This window comes from Streptomyces sp. NPDC037410 (genome assembly GCF_055602235.1).
On record NZ_JBVJWR010000020.1, the window covers coordinates 58,446 to 79,919 of the forward strand.

The 21,474-nt window shown below is 72.9% G+C and carries 22 protein-coding genes; 11 read left to right on the forward strand and 11 right to left on the reverse strand.

Going from position 1 to position 21,474, the window contains the following annotated elements; genetic code table 11:
* The first annotated feature begins 23 nt into the window (after positions 1-23).
* The gene (locus ACZ7HT_RS28725; protein WP_471171233.1) at positions 24-530 is read left to right on the forward strand and encodes a GNAT family N-acetyltransferase; all 507 of its coding nucleotides are present in this window, start codon (positions 24-26) and stop codon (positions 528-530) included.
* Positions 531-543: 13 nt separating this feature from the next.
* Here the strand turns inward: ACZ7HT_RS28725 and ACZ7HT_RS28730 are convergent, their stop codons facing one another.
* Positions 544-1,119 carry a YdeI/OmpD-associated family protein gene (locus ACZ7HT_RS28730; protein WP_471171235.1) on the reverse strand — a complete coding sequence of 192 codons (576 nt, stop codon included), beginning with the start codon at positions 1,117-1,119 and terminating at the stop codon, positions 544-546.
* Positions 1,120-1,257: 138 nt separating this feature from the next.
* Here ACZ7HT_RS28730 and ACZ7HT_RS28735 point away from each other — a divergent pair, with 138 nt between their 5' ends.
* Positions 1,258-2,196 (forward strand): carbohydrate kinase family protein, encoded by a 939-nt coding sequence (locus ACZ7HT_RS28735; RefSeq protein ID WP_471171236.1) that lies wholly within the window; start codon positions 1,258-1,260, stop codon positions 2,194-2,196.
* On the opposite strand, the gene ACZ7HT_RS28740 is transcribed toward ACZ7HT_RS28735, so the two are convergent.
* From ACZ7HT_RS28740 to ACZ7HT_RS28750, 3 genes are all read right to left on the reverse strand, one after another.
* A complete protein-coding gene (locus ACZ7HT_RS28740) occupies positions 2,174-3,463 on the reverse strand; it encodes an ATP-binding protein (RefSeq protein ID WP_471171238.1) in 1,290 nt (429 codons plus the stop codon). The two genes, ACZ7HT_RS28735 and ACZ7HT_RS28740, sit on opposite strands and share 23 nt — an antisense overlap.
* Before the next feature lie 124 nt (positions 3,464-3,587).
* Entirely contained in the window at positions 3,588-3,947 is a 360-nt protein-coding gene (locus tag ACZ7HT_RS28745; RefSeq protein WP_471171239.1) for a DUF805 domain-containing protein, read from the reverse strand.
* A 225-nt stretch (positions 3,948-4,172) separates the two neighbouring features.
* Positions 4,173-4,532, reverse strand: a complete 360-nt coding sequence (locus tag ACZ7HT_RS28750) for an SPW repeat protein (RefSeq protein WP_471171240.1) — start codon at positions 4,530-4,532, stop codon at positions 4,173-4,175.
* A 382-nt stretch (positions 4,533-4,914) separates the two neighbouring features.
* On the opposite strand from ACZ7HT_RS28750, the gene ACZ7HT_RS28755 reads away from it, so the two are divergent.
* Positions 4,915-5,286: a cupin domain-containing protein gene (locus tag ACZ7HT_RS28755; RefSeq protein ID WP_471171242.1), complete on the forward strand. Its 372-nt coding sequence runs from the start codon at positions 4,915-4,917 to the stop codon at positions 5,284-5,286.
* An 88-nt stretch (positions 5,287-5,374) separates the two neighbouring features.
* On the opposite strand, the gene ACZ7HT_RS28760 is transcribed toward ACZ7HT_RS28755, so the two are convergent.
* The gene (locus tag ACZ7HT_RS28760; protein WP_471171244.1) at positions 5,375-5,740 is read right to left on the reverse strand and encodes a hypothetical protein; all 366 of its coding nucleotides are present in this window, start codon (positions 5,738-5,740) and stop codon (positions 5,375-5,377) included.
* 195 nt (positions 5,741-5,935) lie between these two features.
* On the opposite strand from ACZ7HT_RS28760, the gene ACZ7HT_RS28765 reads away from it, so the two are divergent.
* Positions 5,936-7,378, forward strand: a complete 1,443-nt coding sequence (locus ACZ7HT_RS28765) for a carboxylesterase/lipase family protein (RefSeq protein ID WP_471171247.1) — start codon at positions 5,936-5,938, stop codon at positions 7,376-7,378.
* Positions 7,379-7,435: 57 nt separating this feature from the next.
* Here the strand turns inward: ACZ7HT_RS28765 and ACZ7HT_RS28770 are convergent, their stop codons facing one another.
* The gene (locus ACZ7HT_RS28770; protein ID WP_471171249.1) at positions 7,436-7,942 is read right to left on the reverse strand and encodes a DinB family protein; all 507 of its coding nucleotides are present in this window, start codon (positions 7,940-7,942) and stop codon (positions 7,436-7,438) included.
* 185 nt (positions 7,943-8,127) lie between these two features.
* On the opposite strand from ACZ7HT_RS28770, the gene ACZ7HT_RS28775 reads away from it, so the two are divergent.
* Positions 8,128-8,820: an RraA family protein gene (locus ACZ7HT_RS28775; protein ID WP_471171251.1), complete on the forward strand. Its 693-nt coding sequence runs from the start codon at positions 8,128-8,130 to the stop codon at positions 8,818-8,820.
* Between the two features lie 10 nt (positions 8,821-8,830).
* On the opposite strand, the gene ACZ7HT_RS28780 is transcribed toward ACZ7HT_RS28775, so the two are convergent.
* A complete protein-coding gene (locus tag ACZ7HT_RS28780; protein WP_471171252.1) occupies positions 8,831-9,268 on the reverse strand; it encodes an OsmC family protein in 438 nt (145 codons plus the stop codon).
* Positions 9,269-9,428: 160 nt separating this feature from the next.
* On the opposite strand from ACZ7HT_RS28780, the gene ACZ7HT_RS28785 reads away from it, so the two are divergent.
* The 3 genes from ACZ7HT_RS28785 (at position 9,429) to ACZ7HT_RS28795 (ending at position 12,709) form a co-directional block, all read left to right on the forward strand.
* The gene (locus ACZ7HT_RS28785; RefSeq protein ID WP_471171254.1) at positions 9,429-9,770 is read left to right on the forward strand and encodes a hypothetical protein; all 342 of its coding nucleotides are present in this window, start codon (positions 9,429-9,431) and stop codon (positions 9,768-9,770) included.
* Positions 9,771-9,839: 69 nt separating this feature from the next.
* Positions 9,840-12,215, forward strand: a complete 2,376-nt coding sequence (locus tag ACZ7HT_RS28790) for a molybdopterin cofactor-binding domain-containing protein (protein ID WP_471171255.1) — start codon at positions 9,840-9,842, stop codon at positions 12,213-12,215.
* Positions 12,216-12,229: 14 nt separating this feature from the next.
* A complete protein-coding gene (locus ACZ7HT_RS28795; protein WP_471171256.1) occupies positions 12,230-12,709 on the forward strand; it encodes a (2Fe-2S)-binding protein in 480 nt (159 codons plus the stop codon).
* 85 nt (positions 12,710-12,794) lie between these two features.
* On the opposite strand, the gene ACZ7HT_RS28800 is transcribed toward ACZ7HT_RS28795, so the two are convergent.
* Positions 12,795-13,169, reverse strand: coding sequence for a MerR family transcriptional regulator (locus tag ACZ7HT_RS28800; RefSeq protein WP_471171257.1), 375 nt, complete (start codon positions 13,167-13,169; stop codon positions 12,795-12,797).
* A gap of 63 nt (positions 13,170-13,232) precedes the next feature.
* Between ACZ7HT_RS28800 and ACZ7HT_RS28805 the strand changes: the two genes are divergently transcribed.
* Positions 13,233-14,483, forward strand: coding sequence for an MFS transporter (locus ACZ7HT_RS28805; protein WP_471171258.1), 1,251 nt, complete (start codon positions 13,233-13,235; stop codon positions 14,481-14,483).
* Positions 14,484-14,552: 69 nt separating this feature from the next.
* Here the strand turns inward: ACZ7HT_RS28805 and ACZ7HT_RS28810 are convergent, their stop codons facing one another.
* Genes ACZ7HT_RS28810 through ACZ7HT_RS28820 form a run of 3 tightly spaced genes read right to left on the reverse strand, consistent with a single transcriptional unit; the run spans position 14,553 to position 17,243 of the window.
* Positions 14,553-15,380, reverse strand: coding sequence for a hypothetical protein (locus tag ACZ7HT_RS28810; protein WP_471171259.1), 828 nt, complete (start codon positions 15,378-15,380; stop codon positions 14,553-14,555).
* Complete coding sequence (locus ACZ7HT_RS28815; protein WP_471171261.1) at positions 15,380-16,654, reverse strand: VWA domain-containing protein; 1,275 nt, start codon at positions 16,652-16,654, stop codon at positions 15,380-15,382. Before ACZ7HT_RS28815 ends, ACZ7HT_RS28810 begins: the two co-directional genes overlap by 1 nt.
* A gap of 52 nt (positions 16,655-16,706) precedes the next feature.
* Entirely contained in the window at positions 16,707-17,243 is a 537-nt protein-coding gene (locus tag ACZ7HT_RS28820) for a hypothetical protein (protein WP_471171263.1), read from the reverse strand.
* Positions 17,244-17,624: 381 nt separating this feature from the next.
* Here ACZ7HT_RS28820 and ACZ7HT_RS28825 point away from each other — a divergent pair, with 381 nt between their 5' ends.
* Both ACZ7HT_RS28825 and ACZ7HT_RS28830 read left to right on the forward strand, forming a co-directional pair.
* On the forward strand, positions 17,625-19,490 hold the full coding sequence (locus ACZ7HT_RS28825) for a PLP-dependent aminotransferase family protein (RefSeq protein WP_471171264.1): 1,866 nt from the start codon (positions 17,625-17,627) through the stop codon (positions 19,488-19,490).
* A gap of 292 nt (positions 19,491-19,782) precedes the next feature.
* Positions 19,783-21,465 carry a serine/threonine-protein kinase gene (locus tag ACZ7HT_RS28830; protein ID WP_471171266.1) on the forward strand — a complete coding sequence of 561 codons (1,683 nt, stop codon included), beginning with the start codon at positions 19,783-19,785 and terminating at the stop codon, positions 21,463-21,465.
* Positions 21,466-21,474: the final 9 nt, after the last annotated feature.

The following is a 21,474-nucleotide window of genomic DNA, read 5'->3' on the forward strand; positions in this document are numbered from 1 at the left end:
CCGGGCCTGCGATGATGGGAGTTGTGATCGTCTCCCCGCTCCCCGCCACCCACCCCGCCGGCCCGCTCGTCACCGCGCGGCTGGTGCTGCGGCGGGTCCGGAGCGGGGACGTGCCGGCCGTGACGCGGCTCTGGACCGACCCCCTGGTGCGGCAGCACCTCGGCGGTCCCGTCATCGAGTCGGTCGTCCGGATCCGGCAGCGGCGGATCGTGGGGGCGCCCGGGTTCCACGCGGTCGTCAGGGCCGAGGACGGTGTCCTCGTCGGTCTGGTGACGGTGGAGGACGGCGCGCGGAACGGGGAGACGGAGGTCTCGTACCAGTTCCTGCCCGAGCACTGGGGACAGGGGTACGCGCGCGAGGCGGTGGACGCGGTCGTCACCCGCGTCCTGGACGGCGCGGCGAGCGTGGTCGCGCTCACGCAGGAGGCGAACCACCCCTCGCGGCGTCTCCTGGAGGCCGTCGGCTTCGAGCACGCGGAGTCCTTCGTGGAGTGGGACGCCCGCCAGGTGCTCTACCGGCGGCGCGCCTGACCGGCCGGCCCGGTCAGGAACACCCGCCCGCGACCAGCGCCGCCACCGCCCGTTCCAGCCGCGCCGCCCGGGTCTTCGCGGTGCGGGCCTGCCAGAGGCTGAGGATCACCAGGTAGCGGTCGGTCTTCCCCAGGGCCTCGAAGGCCTCCGCCGCCCCCGGTTCCGCGGCCAGCGCCGCCGCCAGGTCGTCCGGCACCGCCGCGTCCTTCTGGGAGGGGTACGCGGCGTCCCACCGGCCGTCCGCCCGCGCCGCCCGCACCTCGGCGAGGCCCGGCTCCCGCATCCGGCCGGCGGCGGTCAGCGCCTCGACCTGGCGCACGTTGACCTGGGACCAGAGGCTGCGGGGCCGGCGCGGGGTGATCTTCTGGAGGTAGCTCCGCTCGTCGCGCGCCCTGCGCTTGCCGGTGATCCAGCCGTAGGCGAGCGTGCCGTCGAGGATCTCCTCCGCGCTCGGCGAGGCGAGGTCCGAGCCCTTGCGGGCGAGCAGCAGCCAGATGCCCGGGGTGTCCCCGTGGTGCTCGTCCAGCCAGGCCTCCAGCTCCTCCCCGCCGCTGAACGCCTTGACCGAGAGCCCCTCGACCGTCTCCATCGGACACCTTCCTCCCCACCGTCACCGCCGGACGTCCCTGGGGCCACGATAGGCGGCCGGTGGCACGTACGATCTGCGGATCGTCCCCCAGGGCACCCGTCACACCGTTTCCAGGTCGTCCCCGAGGAGTTCCGCCCCATGTCCTTCCTGGTGATCGGCGAGTGCGTCGCCGACATCGTCCGCGCCGCCGAGGGATCCGGTGCCGCCGACCGTGTCCACCCCGGCGGCAGCCCCGCCAACGTCGCCTACGGCCTCGCGCGCCTCGGCCGGGACGTCATGCTGCTCACGCAGCTCGCCGACGACGCCGACGGGCGGCTGATCGCGGACCACTTGAAGGGCGCGGGGGTACGGGTGGAGGTCGGCGGCCTTCCCGTACGGACCCCGTCGGCGGCCGTCGGGCTCGACGCGCACGGCCGGGCCGCGTACACCTTCGACATCGCCTGGACGCTGGAGACCGGAGCGCCGCCCGCCGAGGCGCCGGCGCACGTGCACATCGGCTCGATCGCCGCCGTCACCGCTCCCGGCGCGGCCACCGTCCTCGCCGAGGTCGAGCGGCTGCGCGACCGGGCCACGGTCAGCTACGACCCGAACGTGCGGCCCGCGCTGATGGGGGAGCACGGCGAGGCCGTCGCCCGCGTCGAGCGCTGTGTCGCCCTCAGCGATTTGGTCAAGGCGAGCGACGAGGACCTGGCCTGGCTGTATCCCGGAGCGGAGCCGCACGAGGTCGCCGCCCGCTGGCGGGCCCTCGGCCCGGCCGTCGTCCTGGTCACCCGGGGCGCGGCCGGCTCGATCGCCTTCACCGGGCGGGAGACGGTCACGGTGGAAGCACCTCCGGTCACCGTCGTCGACACGGTCGGCGCGGGCGACTCCTTCATGTCCGCCGTCCTCGACATCCTCGCCGGGCGCGGGCGGGAGACCCTCGCCGGGCTCGGTGCCGAGTACCTCGCGCGACTGCTGTGCAGGGCGACCGCGGCGGCGGCCGTCACCGTCTCCCGGGCCGGCGCCCAGCCCCCCGACCGGGCCGAACTGGACGCGGCCGGGGAGCGGTTCACCGTCAGGTGCGGGCGTGTGAGGTGATGTCCGCGGCGAACTGCTCGACCATCTCCGGCGTGACCGTCGGCCGGCACTGGGCGATGGCCTCCAGGTAGTCGGCCGTGCTCGCGCCGGGCGCCGGGGCGTCCCCGCCGCGCCCGCCGACCGCGACCAGGTCCCGCTCGAAGGACGCCTGGGCGGCGATCCGCGCCGCGTGCTCGATGTCGGCGGGGGTGAACAGCTCGCTGGCGAGCACCAGTTCGTCGATGTCGACGTCGGTCCGCCCGTCGGTGTAGCGGGCCCAGATCGCCGCCCGCGCCGCCTTGTCCGGCGTACCGATCGGGATGAGGTAGTCGAAGCGGCCGGGCCGCAGGAACGCCGGGTCGAGGGAGCGGATCGAGTTGGTCGCGCAGACGAGCAGCCGCTCGTCCCGCTCCCGGAACCCCGGTATCAGCTTCAGGAGTTCGTTCGTCACCCCGTGCATCCCGCCCGGCTGGGCGGGCTCGGAGCGGACCGGGGCGATCTCCTCGACCTCGTCGATGAAGACGAGGACCCGCTCCAGCTCGGCGATCCGCGCGAACGCGGACCGCAGCGCGGCGGCGAGGTTCCCCTCGTCGGCGAGGCGGGAGGGCAGGATCTCCACGAAGGGCCAGCCGAGCCGGGAGGCGATGCCCCGCGCGAACGTGGTCTTCCCGGTGCCGGGCGGGCCGAACAGGCAGACCGCGCGCGGCGGCCGTACGCCGTGCCGGTTGGCGCGCTCCGGTTCGGCGAGCGGCAGCACCACGCGGCGCTCGATCAGGTCCTTCTCCCGCTCCATGCCGGCCACCTTCGCCCACAGGTCCCCGGGGAGCAGTCGGCCGCCCAGGTCGTCGAGGAGCCCGGCGGCGGGGCCGTGCAGCGGCTCCACCTTCTCGAAGTACGCGACGGCGGGCTGGCGCGTGTACCCGGCGTTCAACAGGCCCTCGCCGAGGAGCTCCTCCTCCGGCAGGACGTACGCGATGCGCCCGACGCGGGCCGCGACGAGCCGCCGCTCCAGCTCCACGAGCAGGGCACTGGCGAGGCCGCGGCCCCGCCACGCCGAGGAGATCGCGATCCGCATGACCCAGGCCCGCTCGCCGGAGACACAGGCGAGCGCCGCCCCGATGGGGGCGCCCTGGTGCACGGCGACCACGGCCGGCTGGCGGGTGGTGAGGGCCCCGAGGCACTCGGCGAGCGAGAAGACGGACTCCTGCCCGAGTTCGGCGGTGGTGTCGATCAGATGGACGACCGCCGCGAGATCGCTCTCGCGGTAGTCGTGGATGTGCCAGTTCACCGGTGGTACCGCCCCTCGTTCGCTCTGTTGCGGCGAGGCTAGGCGGAGGGGTGGGGCGGGGGCCTGCGCCGCCGTGCACAAGGCGGCGCGTCCCAACGCTCCGTACCGGCTCTATGCAGCGGCTCTACGCAGGGGCCGGAGCCTGCTTCGGGTCCGGGCCGTAGTCGTTCTGCCGCTGCTCGCCCTCGGTGGCGAGGAAGACGATCAGGACGATGCAGCCGACCAGCGGAACGAGGGCGATGAGGAGCCACCAGGCGGAGCGGCCGGTGTCGTGCAGACGGCGGGCCATCACGCCCAGGTGCGGCAGGAGCACGGCCAGGAAGTAGATCGCCCAGAGGAGCGGGAAGGTGCCGATCGCCAGGTCGATCGCCACGACGACGATGACCGCGATAGCGTTGACCAGGAAGAACATCCAGTGTTCCGTGCGGCGCGCACGGCCGCTGAACACCGCGTACTTCTTGAGCACGTCGAGATACCAGTTCACATTGTCCCCCGAGGACTGGGTGTACGAGCGGAAGGCCGGCCCTGTGGAGCGAGCCGACGAAGAACCTATGCGGCGGAAAGCGCGGGGGTCAATCGGTTCTCGGACGTCCGCGGTTCACACGCGGAACGCGCGTCGACGCGGTGAACGGCGGCACCTCCTGGAGAGGAGATGCCGCCGTTCCGGGGAGAGGATCGACGAAGGTCCGGGAGCCGGACGATCAGAACGTCACGTCCTCCTCTTGGTCATGAGAATTCCGCCGGCCGTGAGGGAGAACAGGCAGACGCACGCGCCGGTGATCACGTTGCTGAGCACCGTGCCCGTGTCGGGGTGCCGCGAGACCACCCACGGGGCGACGATCAGCCATGCGCCCAGGAGCAGGACGACGAAGTTCAGGTCCTGCGACCGTTCGGGAACCATCGACATGCACAGGCCGAGCCCCGCGAGGGCGATGCCGACGATCAGGTTGGTGATGGCCAGCTCCGGCCGGGCGGCGGAGAAGTGGACCGTCCAAGCGGAGATCGCGGTCCACAGACCGGCGAGGATCACGAGCTCCTCGACGGCCGCGACACCTCTCGTCTGGAGCATGCGGGCATAACGGTCCCGCATTTCCGACGCATCGGGGTGTCCCGCGATATCACCGGGACGGTGAGAGACGTCGGCCATGTGACTCGCCTCCTTCTGGCGTCCTGCGTGTCTGGCCGCACTGCGGCAATTGCACCGCGGCTCCATTGTGCTCTTATCTGGCCTTTATGTGTAGGTCTGTCCGGTGGGGATGTGTACAGAAAAGGAGCCGTGGATGTGCGGGGATCCGCCAAAAGGTCATTTCCGGTCAAGGAAAATTCAGCGCAAAGTCGAACCGTTCTTCGCATCGGTATGCGTACGGCGGCCCGCGCGGTGGCCATGACCGCCCCGGCGTAGCCTGGAAAAGGACTCGGGGACCGGAACTTCCACCGCCCGGGAGTGCACGATGGCCGGCATCGTACGGAAGAGCTTCGACTCAGCGGACGAGACGCGTCCCTTCGAGGACGGCAAGGGCAGGCTCGACCTGCTCATCGGCGACGGTGGCTCGGTGGGCCGGGCCGTCTTCGAGCCGGGCTGGCAGTGGTCCAAGCACGTCAAGCCCATCGCAGGCACCGACAGTTGTCAGGCGTCGCACGTCGGATACGTGATCAGTGGCCGGATGAAGGTCGTCATGGACGACGGCGAGACGACGGAGTTCGGGGCGGGCGACTACATGGAGGTCAAGCCCGGACACGACGCCTGGGTCCTCGGCGACGAGCCCTGCGTGGCCCTCGACTGGCTGGGCTTCACGAACTACGCCGTGCCGCAGTCCTCCTGACGGCCTCCTCGCCCGGCAGCGAACGGGCAGTGCCTGGGAGTGCTGCCGGGCGGGAATCATGCTCGCCTGTCGATCGGGCCCGTGAGGCCTATCCGTAGGCGTCCGTGACGCAGTCGGCGGCGCAGCGCCAGTGCTCGAACCTGCGCCGGAGCGCCGCCGCCGCATGCGGCCGCTCCACTCCCGCGTGGCCGTACCGCTCCTCGGCCGTCCGCATCACCGCCGTGACGGTGACGATCGCGGGCTCGCCCTCGCCGGCGGACCGGCGGGCCTCCGCGATCACGTGGTCGGCCGCCCGCTGGAGGTCCCTGGCGTACTCCCGCTGGGCGACGGTCCGCGCCCGCGAGGCGGCGAAGGGCCGCACGGCCCGGCCCTTCCAGATCACCCCGGCGGCCATGAGGCCCGCGCCGGACAGGAACCAGAGCGTCCACCCCACGGCACCGGCGTCCCACTTCATCGCCGCCGCCTTCCCCTGCCCGCGCGTGCCCTTCCCGAGCCTCCGAGTCTAAGGGGGCGCCGCTCCCGGGTGCCCCCTCCCCGGCTCGGCGCCCCCGGGTGGCGGCCTCCCGGGGCGCAGGATTGACACGTGTAAGTAGCCGGTGACAGGCTCGTGCTCCGGCCCCGTGTGCCCGCGCAGAAGGAGCAGCACCCCATGAGCACCACCGTCACCACCGACCGAGGACCCGTGCGCGGCGAGCGCCGTGCGGACGGGACCCTGCGTTTCCTGGGCATCCCGTACGCGCAGCCGCCCGTCGGCGACCTCCGTTTCGCGGCCCCCGTGCCGCCGGAGGCCTGGTCGGAGCCGCTGGACGCGACGGCGTACGGGCCGACCGCGCAGAAGCGGCCGTTCGCGGACGTCACGACGATCCCGGAGCCGTCGATCCCGGGCACAGGGGTGCTGAACCTGAACGTGTTCACGCCGGCGGCGGACCCGGAGGCCGGTCTGCCGGTGCTGGTCTGGATCCACGGCGGCGGTTACGTGGCGGGCTCGGCGGCGAGCCCCTGGTACGACGGTGCCGCCTTCAACCGGGACGGCGTCGTGCTCGTCTCGGTCGGCTACCGCCTCGGGATCGAGGGATTCCTGCACCTGGAGGGCGCGCCGGACAACCGGGGCGTACGGGACTGGATCGCGGCCCTGGAGTGGGTGCGGGACAACATCGCGGCCTTCGGCGGCGACCCGGCGAAGGTCACGATCGCCGGCCAGTCGGCGGGCGGCGGCGCCGTGCAGACGCTGCTCGCCGTCCCCTCGGCGCAGGGCCTGTTCCGGGGCGCGCTCTCCGTCTCGGGCGCGGTCATGCGGCCCGACGGGCCCGAGGTCGCCCGCGCCGCCGCCCGGCTGTTCACCTCGCGCACCGGCGTCCCCGCCGCCGCCGCCGCCCTGCGCGACCTGACCGACGACGAACTCCTCGACCTCCAGGACCAGCTGTCCGCACCGGGCCCGGACCGCGAGGGCCTGCCGCCGATGCTGGCCCTCGCCCCCTTCGCCGACGGGGAGCTGATCCCCGTACCCGTCCTGGACGCCCTGACGACGGGCGGGGCCGGCGCGGACGTACCGCTGATGCTCGGCTTCACCGCGGACGAGTTCACGATGATCCCCGGACCCGGTCCGGACGCCCCGCCGCTGCCGGTTCTCCTCGGCGGGCTCGGCCTGGAGGCGGCCAGGGCGGACGCCTTCACCGAGGCGTACGCGGAGGCCGGGGAGGAGCGGTACTTCGGCCAGGCGCTGACCGACACGGTCTTCCGCGCCCCGAACCTCGCCGTCGCGGACGCCCGCGCCGCACGGGAACGGCCCACCTGGTTCTACGAGTTCCGCTGGCGCTCGCCGGGTCTCGGGCTCGCGTTCCACTGCCTGGACCTGCCCTTCGCCTTCGACCTCCTCGATGCCGAGGGCGTCGCGGCCGTCGCCGGCGACGAGCCGCCGCGCGCGCTCGCCGACGCCCTGCACCGGGCCTGGGTCGGCTTCGTCACCGACCAGGACCCGGGCGCCGACTGGCCGCGCTACACGGCCGCCGAACGGGCCACGAAGATCTGGGACGCGGAACCCCGGGTCGCCCCGGACCCGGTGCGCCGGGTCCGCGACATCTGGCTCGGCTGAGCCGGCCGGACGCACCGGGGCCCGTCCGGCCGGAGGCGGGCGGACGGGCCACAGCGACTAGTCCCCGGTCGTGCCGTCGAGCAGTTCGCGCAGGATGTCCAGATGGCCGTTGTGGCGGGCCGTCTCCTCGGTGAGGTGGAGGAGGATCCAGCGCAGGTCGACGTGCAGGCCGTCGCGGACCGGGCGCTTCGCCCCGGCGTCCAGGTCTCTCCCGGCGACCAGTTCGCGGTAGCGGGCGCTCTGTCCGGCGTACTCGTCGAGCAGCTGCGCGAGCGGGAAGTCGACCGCGATGCGCATCTCGCGGTCGGGATCCTCCACGGTCCAGGGCCCCTGGTCCTCCTCGCCGAGGAAGACCGCCTGGAACCAGTAGTACTCGACCCAGCGGAGATGGTTGATCAGCCCGCTCATGGTCATCAGCGGGGAACCCGGCAGGAGCGCCTTGCGGGCGTTCTCCTCGGAGAGGCCCTCGCACTTGGCGCGAGCGGTGTCACGGGCGTAGTCGAGGAAGGTGGTGAGCTGGGTGCGCTCGTCCCACGCGGGCGGTGTGTCGTCTGTTCTGGTCATCGCGCGAAGCGTCCCCGATCACCGCGACCGGTGTCGAGGCAATTACCGACCTCCCCGGCACCCCTGTACGCGGCCGGGCGGCGAGCGTGCGAGCCGGGCGGGCCGGACCCGACGCGAATCGTCAGACAGGCCCTAGCATCGGGCTCAGCCCCACGCGCCCGCCCACGGACGGATCGGACCGCCAGATGCTGAAGGACTTCGCCGACCTCTCCACGCCGCTCGTCGCCGACGCCTGCGTACGGCTCGGAGAACCCCTGCGGGCCGCGCCCGCCGGGATCCTGCCCGTCGTCACCGGGCAGCGCGTCGCCGGCCGGGTGCTGCCCGCCCGCCACTACGGAAGCGTCGACGTCTTCCTGGAGGCGTTCACGCAGGCCGCGCCCGGGGACGTCCTCGTCATCGACAACGGCGGCCGCCGCGACGAGGCCTGCGTCGGCGACCTCGCCGTCCTGGAGGCGGAAGCGGCCGGCGTCGCCGGGGTCGTCGTCTGGGGACTGCACCGCGACACCCCGGACCTGGTCGAGATCGGACTGCCCGTCTTCTCGTACGGACGCCACGCCCCCGGCCCCGTACGCCTCGACGACCGCGACCCCGACGCGCTGACCGCCGCGCGGTTCGCCGACCACGAGGTCACCGCCGCCGACGTGGTGTTCGGCGACGACGACGGCGTGGTCTTCGTGGCGGCCGACCGCGCGGACGCCGTCCTGGAGACCGCCCGGAGCATCTTCCGCACCGAACGGGAACAGGCCCGCCGGATCAGGGCGGGGGAGACCTTGCGCGCACAGACCCGGTTCGACGAGTACCTCGCGGGCCGCGCCGAGGACCCCTCGTACACCTTCCGCCGCCATCTGCGCCGGATCGGCGGGGCGATCGAGGAATAGGCCGGGACGCTCAGCCTTCGAAGCCGACCGTGCCGTCCGGCAGGAGCGCCTCCACGTGTGCGCCGTGCTCCACCGTCCGGCTCACCGTGCAGAACTTCTCGTGCGTCAGGCGCACACCACGGGCGAACACCTCGGCCGCCTTCGGGTTTTCGTCCGGCAGGTCGAACTCGTAGCTCACCCGGATCCGGCCCAACCGTCCGCCGTCCTCGGGTCCTGACACCGACTCCACCACGATCCGCAGGTCGTCGTGGTCCACCGCGCGGGCCGTCCGGTCGATGACGAGGCCGCCGCAGCCGCCCATCGCCGCGAGCAGCAACTCGACCGGGGTGAAGGAGGGCTGCGCGTCCGCGTCGTCGGCGGCGGCCATCCGGACCTCCGCGCCCCGGTCGTTGCGGGCGGTCCAGTTCCGGTACCCGGTGCGGACGGTCTCGATCCGGTAGTCGGCCATGGCGGCGGGGCTCCTTCGTTCACGTGCGTGTGCTCGTACGGTACGCGCCGGGGTTCTCCCGCCGCCCCCGAGGCCGCCGCGCCACGTCTGAGTAGCGCGGTGAGGGCGGCTGAGTACGCCGACCGATGCGGTGGCCGCCGCCCGCTGATGGACTGGCGGCATGACCTTCGACGCCCGGCGCGCCCGCCGCCTCCAGCACGTCACCGCCACCGGCACGGCCCTCGCGGTGGCCCTCGGCCCGCTGGTCCTCGGCGCACTCTTCGCCAAGTCGGTCGGCGGGGACCCGATGGTCTCCGTCAACGCCCTGATCGCGGGCGGCGGCCAGCGCGCCCGGATCTCCCGCGCCCAGCTCCGGACGGGAGCCAGGCTGCGGGCGCGGGGCGCCGGGCAGGCCGAGCGCGGTCGTGGACCCCGCCTCGGGCGGCGCCTCCGCCACGGTGTCCTGGCAGGACGTCCCCACAAGACGTCCACGCCGAACGGCTCCCGGAGGCCCCGGACATGAGCGATGATCGTCCTCTCTGAGGATTACCCGGGAGTAGCACGCCGGGTTCACGGCGAAAGGGCACACCGAATGGCGAGGCGGCACCCCGCGCGGGACGACGACCACACGAGCGGCACCGGGGGCCGAGGGCCCGCCGACGGGCCCGGCATCGGTCGGCGGCGGTTCCTCGGCTACGTCCTGGCCGCGCCCACCCTCACCGTCGCCGCCCAGCTCGGCGCCGAGGCCCTCGCCCCGCGTGAGGCCGCGGCGGCGACGCCCGCGCTCATCCCCTCGCTGCCGGGGCCGGCCGAACTCCTCGACCTCAACGAGCTGCTCACGCTCGCGGCCCTGCCCACCAGCAACCTCGTCACCATCCGCGTCGACAGCGACGGCACCGCCCACTTCGCCCTGCCCCGCGCCGAGGTCGGCCAGGGCGTCACCACCTCCAGCGCCATGATCGTCGCGGAGGAACTCGACCTGCCCCTGGACAAGGTGAAGGTCACCCTCGCCGACGCCCGCCCCGAGCTGCTCTTCAACCAGCTCACCGGCGGCTCCAACACCACCTACTCCACCTACACCCCCATCCGGGTCGCCGCCGCCCTCGCCCGGGGACGGCTCCTCCACGCCGCCTCCCTCGTCCTCGGCCAGGCCGTCGAGACCCTCACCACGAAGGCCGGCGCCGTCGTCTCCCCGGCCGGCGCGCTCCTCGGCTACGGCGAACTGGCCGTGAAGGCCGCCGCCGTCACCGACGCGGCCGTCGAGGTCACGCTCAAGGACGCGGGCGACTTCCGCGTCATCGGCACCGGGCAGCGCCGGCTGGACGCCCTCGAAGCGGTCACCGGGCGCAAGAAGTTCGCCATGGACCTCCAGGTCCCGGACGCGCTGCCCACCATGGTCTGCCGTCCGCCGACGATCAACGGCACGGTCCGCTCGGTGGCCAACCTCGACGAGGTCCGGGCCATGCCCGGCATCACCGACGTCGTCACCGTCTCCACCGGCGTCGCCGTCCGCGGCCGCACCTTCGGCCAGTGCGTCGACGCCGTCCGCGCCCTCCGCGTCGACTGGGGACCCGGCACGGCCGAGGGCGCCTCCGACGCCACGATCCTGGAGAAGCTCCGCCGGGCCGAACTCCCGCTGGTGGTCCCGCCGCTGCCGCTCCTCACCAAGGCCGTCGACGCCCGGTTCACCTTCCACTTCGCCAGCAACGCCGCCCTGGAGACCAACTGCGCGATCGCGGACGTGCGGAAGGACTCGGCGGAGATCTGGGCCTCGCTCAAGGCGCCGATCGTCGCCCAGGAGCAGATCGCCCTCAAGCTCGGCCTGCCGCCCACCGCCGTCCGCGTCCACGTCACCGAGGGCGGCGGCTCCTTCGGCCGCAAGCTGTTCTCCGACGCCGCCCACGAGGCCGTCGAGATCTCCAAGGCCCTCGGCAAGCCCGTGAAGCTGATGTGGCACCGTACCGACGACTTCCGCCAGGGCCGTACGCACCCGATGTCCACCTCCCGGGTCCGGGCCACGTACGCGCTCGGCGAGGTCCTCACGTACGAGCAGCGCCACACCTCCGTGGCCACCGACTTCGGGCACGGCGTCGGCGAGGTCCTCACGGCGGAGGCGGCCCGGCTGCCCGTCGCCGACGCCACCTTCTCCGAGACGATGTTCCAGCTCACCCAGATCAGCCCGTACCACCTCGGCGTCACCACCCAGCTGCTCGCCGAGACCGACAAGGGCTTCAACACCGGTTCCATGCGGAACATCTACTCGCCCAACGTCCGCTGCGCCCAGGAACTCGTCCTGGACGAACTGGCCGAGCGGACGGGCCAGGACAGGTACCGGATGCGGCGCCGCCTCCTCAAGGACGCGCGGGCCCGCGCCGTCCTCGACAAGGTCGCCGAGGTGGGGCAGTGGGGCCGGAGCATGCCGGCCGGCACGGGCCAGGGCATCGCCGTCCACACCGAGTACCACTCCGCCGTCGCGATCCTCGCCGAGATCGACTGCCGTCCCGAGACCGCCGGACGGAAGATCCCGGGCGCCTACACCGGGCCGCGCGTGACCAAGGTGGTCTGCGCCGTGGACGTCGGCCTCGCGGTCAACCCGCGCGGCCTGGAGGCCCAGATGATGGGCGGCATCGCCGACGGCATCGCCATCACCCTGACGTCCGGACTCCACCTGAGCGACGGGCACTTCCTCGAAGGCAGCTGGGACCAGTACTTCTACACCCGGCAGTGGAACACCCCGCCCGAGCTGGAGATCATCGTCATGCCGCCGAGCGGCGACAAGCCCGGCGGCGCGGGGGAGCTGGCGGTCGCCGGCGCCATGGCCGCCGTCGCCTGCGCCTACGGCCGGGCCACCGGCACGATGCCGACGGTCTTCCCCGTCAACCACGGCGAGCCGCTCGCCTTCACGCCCCTGCCGACCGTCCCGCCCGTCCCGGCCTCGCCCACCGACGGCCGCGACCGCACCATCTGAGACCTGGAGCCCCCGTGCCGCAGCACACCTTCATCCTGAACGGCAAGGCCGTCACCGCAGACGTCGAGGGCGACGTCCGGCTCCTCTGGGTCCTCCGGGACGTCCTCGGCGTCACCGGCCCCAAGTACGGCTGCGGGGTCGGCGTCTGCCGGGCCTGCACGAGCCACCTCAACGGCAAGGCGTTCACCCCCTGCGCCGTACGCGTCGACGACGTCGCCCCGACCGACGAGATCACCACCATCGAGGGCCTCCCGGACAGCGTCGGCGCCGAACTCCACCCGATGCAGGAGGCCTGGCTCGACCTCGACGTCGCCCAGTGCGGCTTCTGCCAGCCGGGCCAGATCATGGCGGCGGTCGCCACGGTCCGCAAGGCGCGCGAGGCCGGACGCGAGGTCACCGAGGCCGACCTCGACACCATCCGCAACATCTGCCGGTGCGGCACCTACCACCGCATCCGGCAGGCCGTCCTGGAGGGCGCCCGCCGGATGGACTGACCCGCGGGGGAACGGCGCCGCCTCCGTGCAGGCCGTCTGTCGGCCGTGAACCGGGCGTACGCGGCGTGCGGCGGTCCCGTACGGGCTACGCCCCCGCCGCCAACTTCTCCCGCACCACGTCGAGATACTCCGCCACCGCGTCCCTGTTCCGGGTGAGGCAGCGGATCCGGTCGGTCATCCGGTCCCGCTCGTTCTCCAGGGTCTCCAGCATCTCCGCGGTCGCGTCGGGGAAGTGGATGATCCTCGGCTTGTTCAGGCACGGGAGGATCTGCTTGATGATCCGGGTCGGCAGACCGGCGTCGAGCAAGCCCCGGATCTGCATCACCCGGTCGACGTTCGAGTCGTCGTAGACGCGGTAGCCGTTCGGCAGCCGGTCCGCGACGAGGAGGCCCTGCTCCTCGTAGTAGCGCAGGAGTCTGCGCGGCGTTCCGGTGCGCTCGGACAGCTCGCCGATCCGCATGGGAGGCCCCCTCCAGGGAATCGCTTGACCTTCACATCAATGTGAGGGTTCGAGCATACGGACATGACCCACGACACGACAGTGGCGGCCGGTCCCGCCACCTCCCCTGCGCCCGCTTCCCCCGATTCCCGTCCCGCCTCCCCCGATCTCCGTCCCGCCTCCGGCCGGCTGCCCCTCCCCGCGCTGCTCGCCCTCGCCACCGCCGTCTTCGTCACCAGCCTCACCGAGACCCTCCCGGCCGGAGTCCTGCCCGGCATGAGCGCCGACCTCGGCGTCGGCGAGGCCGCCATGGGCCAGTCGGTCACCGGCTACGCCCTGGGGACGGCCCTCACCGCCGTCCCCCTCGCCGCGCGCACCGCCGGCTGGCGTCGCAAGCGGCTGCTGCTCACCTCGATGGCCGGCTTCGCCGCCGCCAACACGGTCACGGCCGTCTCCTCCTCGTACGCCCTCACCATGGGCGCCCGGTTCCTCGCCGGGGTCGCCGCAGGCGTCGCCTGGGCCCTGCTCGCCGGCTACGCCCGCCGCATCGCCCCGGCGCACCTCCAGGGCCGCGCGGTCGCCGTCGCGATGACCGGCATCCCGCTCGCGCTCTCCCTCGGCGTCCCCGCCGGCACCTTCCTCGGCGCCGCCGTAGGCTGGCGCGCCGCCTTCACCGCCATGACCGTGATCGCCGTCGCCCTCCTCGGCTGGATCGCCCTCGCCGTCCCCGACCTGCCGGGCGAACCGCGCGGCGGGCGCGCCCCGGTCGCCCGCACCCTGAAGACCCCCGGCGTCCTGCCCGTCCTCGCCGTCACCTTCACCCTCGTCCTGGCCCACACCGTCCTCTTCACCTACGTCGCCGCCTACCTCGACCACCTCGGCCTCGCCGGGTCCACCGGCCTCGTCCTGCTGGTCTTCGGCGCCGCCTCGCTCGTCGGGATCTGGTTCACCGGCCGTCACATCGACCGCGGGCTCCGGGCCCTGACCCTCGCCGGAGCGATCCTCTTCGCCGTCGCCGCGGCCGTGTTCGCCGTCCCGGCGGCGAGCACCGCCCTCGTCCTCGTGGCCGCCGCGCTCTGGGGCCTCGGCTGGGGCGGCGCGCCCACCCTGCTGCAGACGGCCGTCGCCGAGGCGGGCGGGGACGACGCCGACACCGCGCAGACGTTGCTGGTGAGTCTCTGGAACGCGGCCATGGCGGCGGGCGGCGTCGCGGGCGGCCTCCTCCTGGGCGGGCTCGGCGCCGGAGCCCTGCCCTGGAGCGTCCTCCTGCTGCTCGTCCCGGTGGTCGCCGTCGTGACCGGCGCCCGCGCCCACGGCTTCCCGGCCCGCGGATGACGAAAGCCCTGGATGTACGAAGGCCCCCCACCGCGCGCGGTGGAGGGCCTCCGTACATCCAGGGCAGGGTCAGACGCCCGGCGGCACCCGCGACGGGCGGCCCGAGCCGCGCGTCAGGACGTAGCCGCCGATGCCCGCGAGCGCGGCCAGAACGCCGCCCGCGAGGGTCCAGATCCAGCGGTCGGACCACCAGCCGGAGGACCAGCCGTCCTCCGGGGCCGCCGCCTCGACGGCGGTCTTCCGGCCGGCGTCCTCGTCGGCCTTCGCCTGGTCGGCGGTGGTCGCGCCCGGGACGAGCGGCGCGGCGAGCGAGCCGTCGGTGGCGTAGGCCCCGCCCTTGTCGAGGACGTCGGCCCCGATCCGCGCGGTGAACGGCTGACCGAGGTCCTCGTCCGGGCCGCCGGTGCGGGTCAGCCGGACGTAGTAGCTGCCGGGCAGCGGGTCGTTCGCCCAGGCGTCGGCCGAGGCCCGGACCGGGCGCAGCACACAGGCCAGCTCCACGGTCGCGGCGTCCTTCGCCACCGCACGGGACTGCATCCCGTACATGCACGGCTGACGGCGCCGCAGCCCGTCGTACACGTCGATCCGCCAGGTGGCGGGCCCGTGCCGCAGCGCCGCGTCGGGCAGGGTGACCGAGGCCTTCACGGTCGGCCGCTCCCCGGTGTCCGCCGGGAACACCCAGTACAGGTAGTCACCCGTGGCGGCCTGCGCCGTGGCCTGCTGTCCCGGCAGGAACCGGGCGGCGGTACGGAAGGTGGTGCCCGCCTCCGTGGGGCCGGCCTCGTCGGAGGGGGACGCCGAGGCGCTGGGCGAGTCGGCCAGGGCAGCCGGGGCCGCGAGGCCGAGCAGGGCCGCGCCCGCGAGCGCGGCCGTGGCGAGCATGCGTACGGTACGCATCAGTTGGTCCTCCAGACAGCGAAGCGCCAGCGGGACAGCCAGCCCCAGAGCAGACCGGCCAGGAAGCCGGCGAGCACCAGCACCCCGAGCAGCCACCAGCCGCGGCCGAGACCGAACGAGGCGACGTCCGACGCGCTCGACGGGCCGTCGACGACGTCCACCGTCAGCTCGACCGGCATGCCCGGCGTCGTCTTGACCGAGGGGGGAGCGGAGAAGGAGTTGCTGACCTGGAGGCAGACCGTCTCGGCCGCCGGCTTGGCGTCCCCGGCAGCGTCGTCGGCCTCCGGCTTCGGGTAGCGCAGTCCGGTGGAGACGACGTCCGTGCGCCCGTCGCCCGCCTCGGAGCCGCGGACGATCTCCCGGCCGTGGAGCGTGACGGCGCGCAGCAGCACCCCGTAGTCGTTGTTGACGGCCCGGTCGGCCGACACGCTGACGGAGGCGCGCAGTTCCTGGCCGGGCAGCAGGTCCACCCGGTACCAGCGGTGCTCGCCGAAGGACTCGCGGTCCGTGTAGAGGCCGGGCTTCAGCTGCGGCGCCTTGTCGCACTGCAGCGCGCCCTCCGTGGCCACGGGGGTGACGACCGGGTCGGCCGCGCGGTCGACCAACTGCTTGACGCGGTGGGAGAGTTCCTCGGTGCGGTGGACCGAGGTGTACGTGCCTCCGGTCGCCTCCGCGATGCACATGAGCTGCTGCCGGGTCTTGGCGTCCGGAACCAGGCCCAGGGTGTCGATGACGAGGTGGATGCCCTTGGCCGCGATCTCGCGCGCCACCTGGCACGGGTCGAGCGGGGCGCAGGTGTCCTCGCCGTCCGTGATGAGCACGATCCGCTTGGTCGCCCCGTCCTCGCCGAGGTCGTCGGCCGCGCCGAGCAGCGCGGGGCCGATCGGCGTCCAGCCGGTCGGGGCCAGGGTTGCCACCGCGGTCTTGGCCTCGGTCCGGTCGAGCGGTCCGACCGGGTAGAGCGAGCGGGTGTCCTTGCAGCCGCGCTTGCGGTCGTTGCCCGGGTAGTCGGCGCCGAGCGTGCGGATGCCGAGCCGGACCTCCTCCGGCACCGCGTCCAGGACCTCGTTGAAGGCCTGCTTGGCGGCGCTCATACGGGACTTGCCGTCGATGTCCTTGGCCCGCATGGAGCCGCTGACGTCGAGGACCAGCTCGACCTTGGGGGAATCCTTCGCCGCCGGCTCGTCGGCGGCCGCGCTCGTCGGCAGGAGCACGGCGCTCAGGGCGGCGAGCAGTGCGCAGGCCCCGGTCGCCAGCCGTTTTCTCGTGATCATCGCCGGATCGTATTGATGATCGTCCGACAAACCAAAACCGGGGTAGCTCCTGTCACCCCTGGCTGTTGAGGAAGCCGATGAGACAGGCGCCCCACCAGCCGGTCTGGCTGACGGTCGCAGCCAGGCCCGAGCGGACGAGCAGCCCCCGCGGGACGGAGCCGGAGCGGTGGGCCTCCAGGAGCTGGCCGAGGCGGTGCGCCCAGAGGCCGTTGAGGGTGACGGCGACGACGAGCCCCAGCTTCGTGAGCGTCAGCGGGGAGTGGAGGTCGGGGCGGAGGAAGAGACCGGAGACGACGAGTCCGCCCAGGCCGGTCCAGATCGGCGTCTGGAGGGCGACGGCCGTGTCGAGGACGGCGGCGAGCGGCCGCTTGCCGGTCAGCCAGAGCACGGCCAGCCAGTCCACGGCGAGCACCGAGCCGAGCCCCACGACGAGGAAGGCGACGTGGAAGAAGCGGGCGACCGTCAGCAGGGAGGCGTCCGCGTGGACGTGTCCGGCGGTCCAGCAGGCTGCCGCGATACCGGCGGTGGCGACGAGCCCGAGGGCGGTGAGGAGCCAGGAAGGGGTGAGCTCCTGCGCGGTTCTGGACATGCGTTGATCTTCCGGACGTATGGACGGAATAGGTTAGGTAAGGCGAAGCTAAGTTCCCATCCGTGTGCACGTCAAGCCCGTGTGGTGCACGCCGCAGTCACGGAATCTTCACCAAGCGTCGATGGCGCCCGCCTTCCGCGGAGTCCGCCAGGCCCGGGTGGGCCGGCGCGGTGTTCATTCGGGCGCCCGACTCGCGGGCGGCGGCCGCCCGATCGATACTCAACGTGACGCCTGGTGGCTCACCGTGATCCTCGGTGTGTGACAGGCCCTCGCCGTTCCCGTCCCTCAGTGCCCGCAGGCACGCACCGGCGCCAGTCCCGCGCCCACTCGTACGCGAGCACCGCACATCCCCATCCGCATCCACATCTGGGAGTCCCACCCATGACGGACGTCAGCTTCCGCGCCGAACCGGTCCCGCAGTTCGCCTTCGGCCCGAGCCGTGAGCCCTGGGAACAGATCCTCAAAGAGCAGGGTCTTCTCAACGGCCATGGTGCCCCGATCAGTTCACCGACGGCCGACCCGTGCGTCACCTATCCGGCCGAGGCCGACCTGGACCTCTGCGACTTCGAACTGGACTACCGCGGTCTGAGCGCCGGCCAGCGGCTCAAGGCGCTGAACATCATGGACGAGTACCTGGACAAGACGCGCCGACGCATGCTCGGCTACCAGGTCACCCAGGACATGAACGGCTACCAGGTCGACCTCGCCCGGTTCATGAAGCACCACATCAACAACATCGGTGATCCGTTCCGTGCCGGTGGCTACAAGCCGAACACGAAGGTCGTCGAGCGCGCGGTCCTCGACTACTACGCCTGCCTGTGGAACGCGAAGTGGCCGCACAGGGACGACGACCGCGAGTCGTACTGGGGGTACGTGCTGTCCATGGGCTCGACCGAGGGCAACATGTACGCGCTGTGGAACGCCCGGGACTACCTCGGCGGCAAGGCCCTGATCAAGACCGAGCGCGACCCGTCCGGCGCCCTTCGCTACGTCCAGGCCGCCCCGAACCCGAAGAACACGAACGCCTATCGACCGGTGGCGTTCTACTCCGAGGACACCCACTACTCGTTCGCCAAGGCCGTCCGCGCGCTGGGCGTCGAGACCTTCCACGCTGTGGGTGAAGCCCTGTACCCCGGGGAGTGCCCGCTCGTGGGGCCCACGCCCGACATCCCGGAGTGGCCCACCGAAGTGCCCTCCAGGAAGGGGCCGTCGGGCTACTCCTCGGACGGTCCCGGCGAGATCGACATCGACGCCCTGGTGACACTGGTGACGTTCTTCGCCGCCAAGGGCCACCCCGTCTTCATCAACCTCAACCTGGGCAGCACCTTCAAGGGTGCGCACGACGACGTCCGCACGGTCTGCGATCGCCTGTTGCCGGTCTTCGAGCAGTACGGGCTGGTGGACCGAGAGGTGGAGTACGGCAAGGACAGGAGCACCGGCCTGCCGTTGGTCGACCGCCGCCGAGGGTTCTGGATCCACGTGGACGGCGCACTGGGAGCCGGCTACGCGCCGTTCGTGCGGATGGCCCACAAGGACCCGACGCAGTGGCGCTGGACCCCCAGGAAGAACCTGCCCGAGTTCGACTTCGGCCTGAGGGTGCCCAGCAAGAAGTACGGCAACGTCGACATGGTCTCGTCGATCTCCATGAGTGGTCACAAGTGGCCCGGCGCGCCCTGGCCGTGCGGCATCTACATGACGAAGGTCAAGTACCAGATCGCGCCGCCGTCCCAGCCGCAGTACATCGGCGCGCCCGACACCACCTTCGCCGGATCGCGCAACGGCTTCTCGCCGCTGGTGCTCTGGGACCACCTGGCCCAGCACTCCTACCAGGACCAGGTCGACCTGATCAGGAAGGCCCAGGACCTGGCGGTCGACCTGTACGACCAGCTCCGGGAGCTGGAGCAGCACGAGCACATCGAGCTGTGGCCGGCACTCACCGAAGGTGCCGTCACGGTGCGGTTCCGCCGGCCCAGCGACGAGCTGGTGGCCAAGTGGTCCCTGTCCTCGCAGGACGTGCTGATGGATCCGCACGACACGACGACCCGACGCCGGTACGTGCACGTCTTCCTGATGTCCTCCGTCGACAAGGAGAAGATCCGAGCCCTGCTGAAGGACCTCAGGGAAGACCCCGCCTACCGGTTCCCCGTGACCGCCGCCGCGCCCGCGGCACCCGAGACCTCGATCGAGCTCGCCGAAGGCGCGCTGTCACTCGCCGCACTGCCACTCACAGGAGGCGGCTTCCAGTAACGGGCTCCGACGCCCTCTCTTCCCGCCCGCCCGGCCCTGGCTGCTCGGCAACCAGGGCCGCGCGGGCTCGCGACGGAGATGGTCTGTGGCGGCGGTGAGACGAGCAGAGCCGCGACCTGGACCCGCTGTTTGCCGTCGGCCGGCTCTTCGCGCTGGTTCTCCACGCCCCGCTCGTCGAGGTGCTGTCCGGTGCGTACGAGATGGCCCGGTCGCCGCCCTGCCGCACCCCGCGCCGGGTGACGGGCCGGGCCCGCTCCGACCTGTCACCCGATACCGCCTACGATGACCGCCCATGAGCACGAATGACGACCGAAGACCCCTGGTCGACGGACGCTTCCGACTGATCTCCCGACTCGGCAGCGGCGGCATGGGCACGGTCTGGCGCGCCCGCGACATCGCCCTCGACCGCGACGTCGCCCTCAAGGAGGTCCGCCCGCCCGACCCCGCCGTCGAGGACGCGAACCCCGGATTCGCCGCGCAGCTGCGCGAACGCGCCGTCCGCGAAGCCCGCGCCCTGGCCCGGGTGTCGAACCCGCACGTCGTGACGATCCACCACATCGTCGAGCCACGGGACGGCTCGCACCCGTGGATCGTGATGGAGCTCGTCGAGGGCAGCTCCGTGTACGACCGGCTCGCTGCGGGCCCGATGCCCGTCCCCGAGGTGCTCGCCCTCGGCCGCCAGGTCCTCTCCGCACTGCGCGCCGCGCACACCGCCGGCATCCAGCACCGCGACGTCAAACCCGCCAACGTCCTGCTCCGCCACGAAGGCGGGGCCGTGCTCACCGACTTCGGCATCGCCGCGTTCGACGGCGCCACCTCCCGGCTCACTTCCACCGGCGACCTGATCGGCTCGCCGGAGTTCATCGCCCCCGAGCGGGTCCGCGGCGAGGAGGGCAACCCGGCCTCCGACTTGTGGTCGCTCGGCATGCTCCTGTACGTGGCGGCCGAGGGCCACCACCCGCTGCGCCGCGCCACCGGCCTCGCCACCGTGGTCGCGGTGCTCGACGACCCGATCCCCTCGCCGGTGCGGTCCGGCGCGCTGGGTCCCGTACTGACCCGGCTCCTCGTCCGCGATCCGGCGCAGCGGCCGGACGGGGCGCTCCTGGACCGGCTGCTGGCGGAGGCGGAGGGCGGCGCTGCCGCGGCTCCTGCTTCCGCCGCTGTTCCTTCTGCCCCCGTCGCCGTCCCTGCCGCCCCCGGCCCGTACGCGCCGGCGCCCGTGCCGTACCCGCACCCCGCCTACGGCCCGCCCGCCGCGCCGGGCGCGGGCTTCGGCCCGCCGACGCTGCCCACCCGCGCGCCCTCGAGCCCGCGCAAGCGCGCCGCAGGCGTCGTCGTCGGCCTCGCGCTGGCGGCCGCCGCGGTGATCGGCGTCGTGAATCTGTTCCCCGACGGCGGCGACGGCAGCGGCGGAACCTCCGGGGCGAAGGGCGGTGTCTCGCCGACCGGCGCCGTACGCACCCCCGGCCAGACCTCGGGCACGGTCCCGGCCGCCTCCGCGCCCGCGCCCGCGGTCCGCGGCAGCCTCCTCACCACCGCCAACGTCCGTGCCGTCATCGCGGAGCTCCGCCGGGCGAGCGGCACCACGACGATCAAGGATCTGACGGTCTATGAGGAGTACGCCCTGGCGAACATCCCGACCCGGCCCGGCGCGAAGACCTACGACGCGTACGAGTACCGGGCCGGCGTGGCCAGGAAGACCGGCCCCGGCGGCACCATCAGCGCCGACGACGCCGACGAGCAGCCCTTCGACGTGTCCACGATGCCCTGGGACAGCCTCCCCGCGCTGATGAAGCGCGGCGAACGCGACCTCAAGGTGGACGACCCCACGATGCGCTACGTGATCGTCGACCGCTGGACCTTCAACGACGACCGTCCGACCCTGCGCTTCTACCTGAGCAACGCCTACAGCGCCAGCGGCTATCTCGCTGCCGACGCCTCCGGCAAGGTCGTGTCGACCCTGCCCGCGTCCTGAGGTCAACGC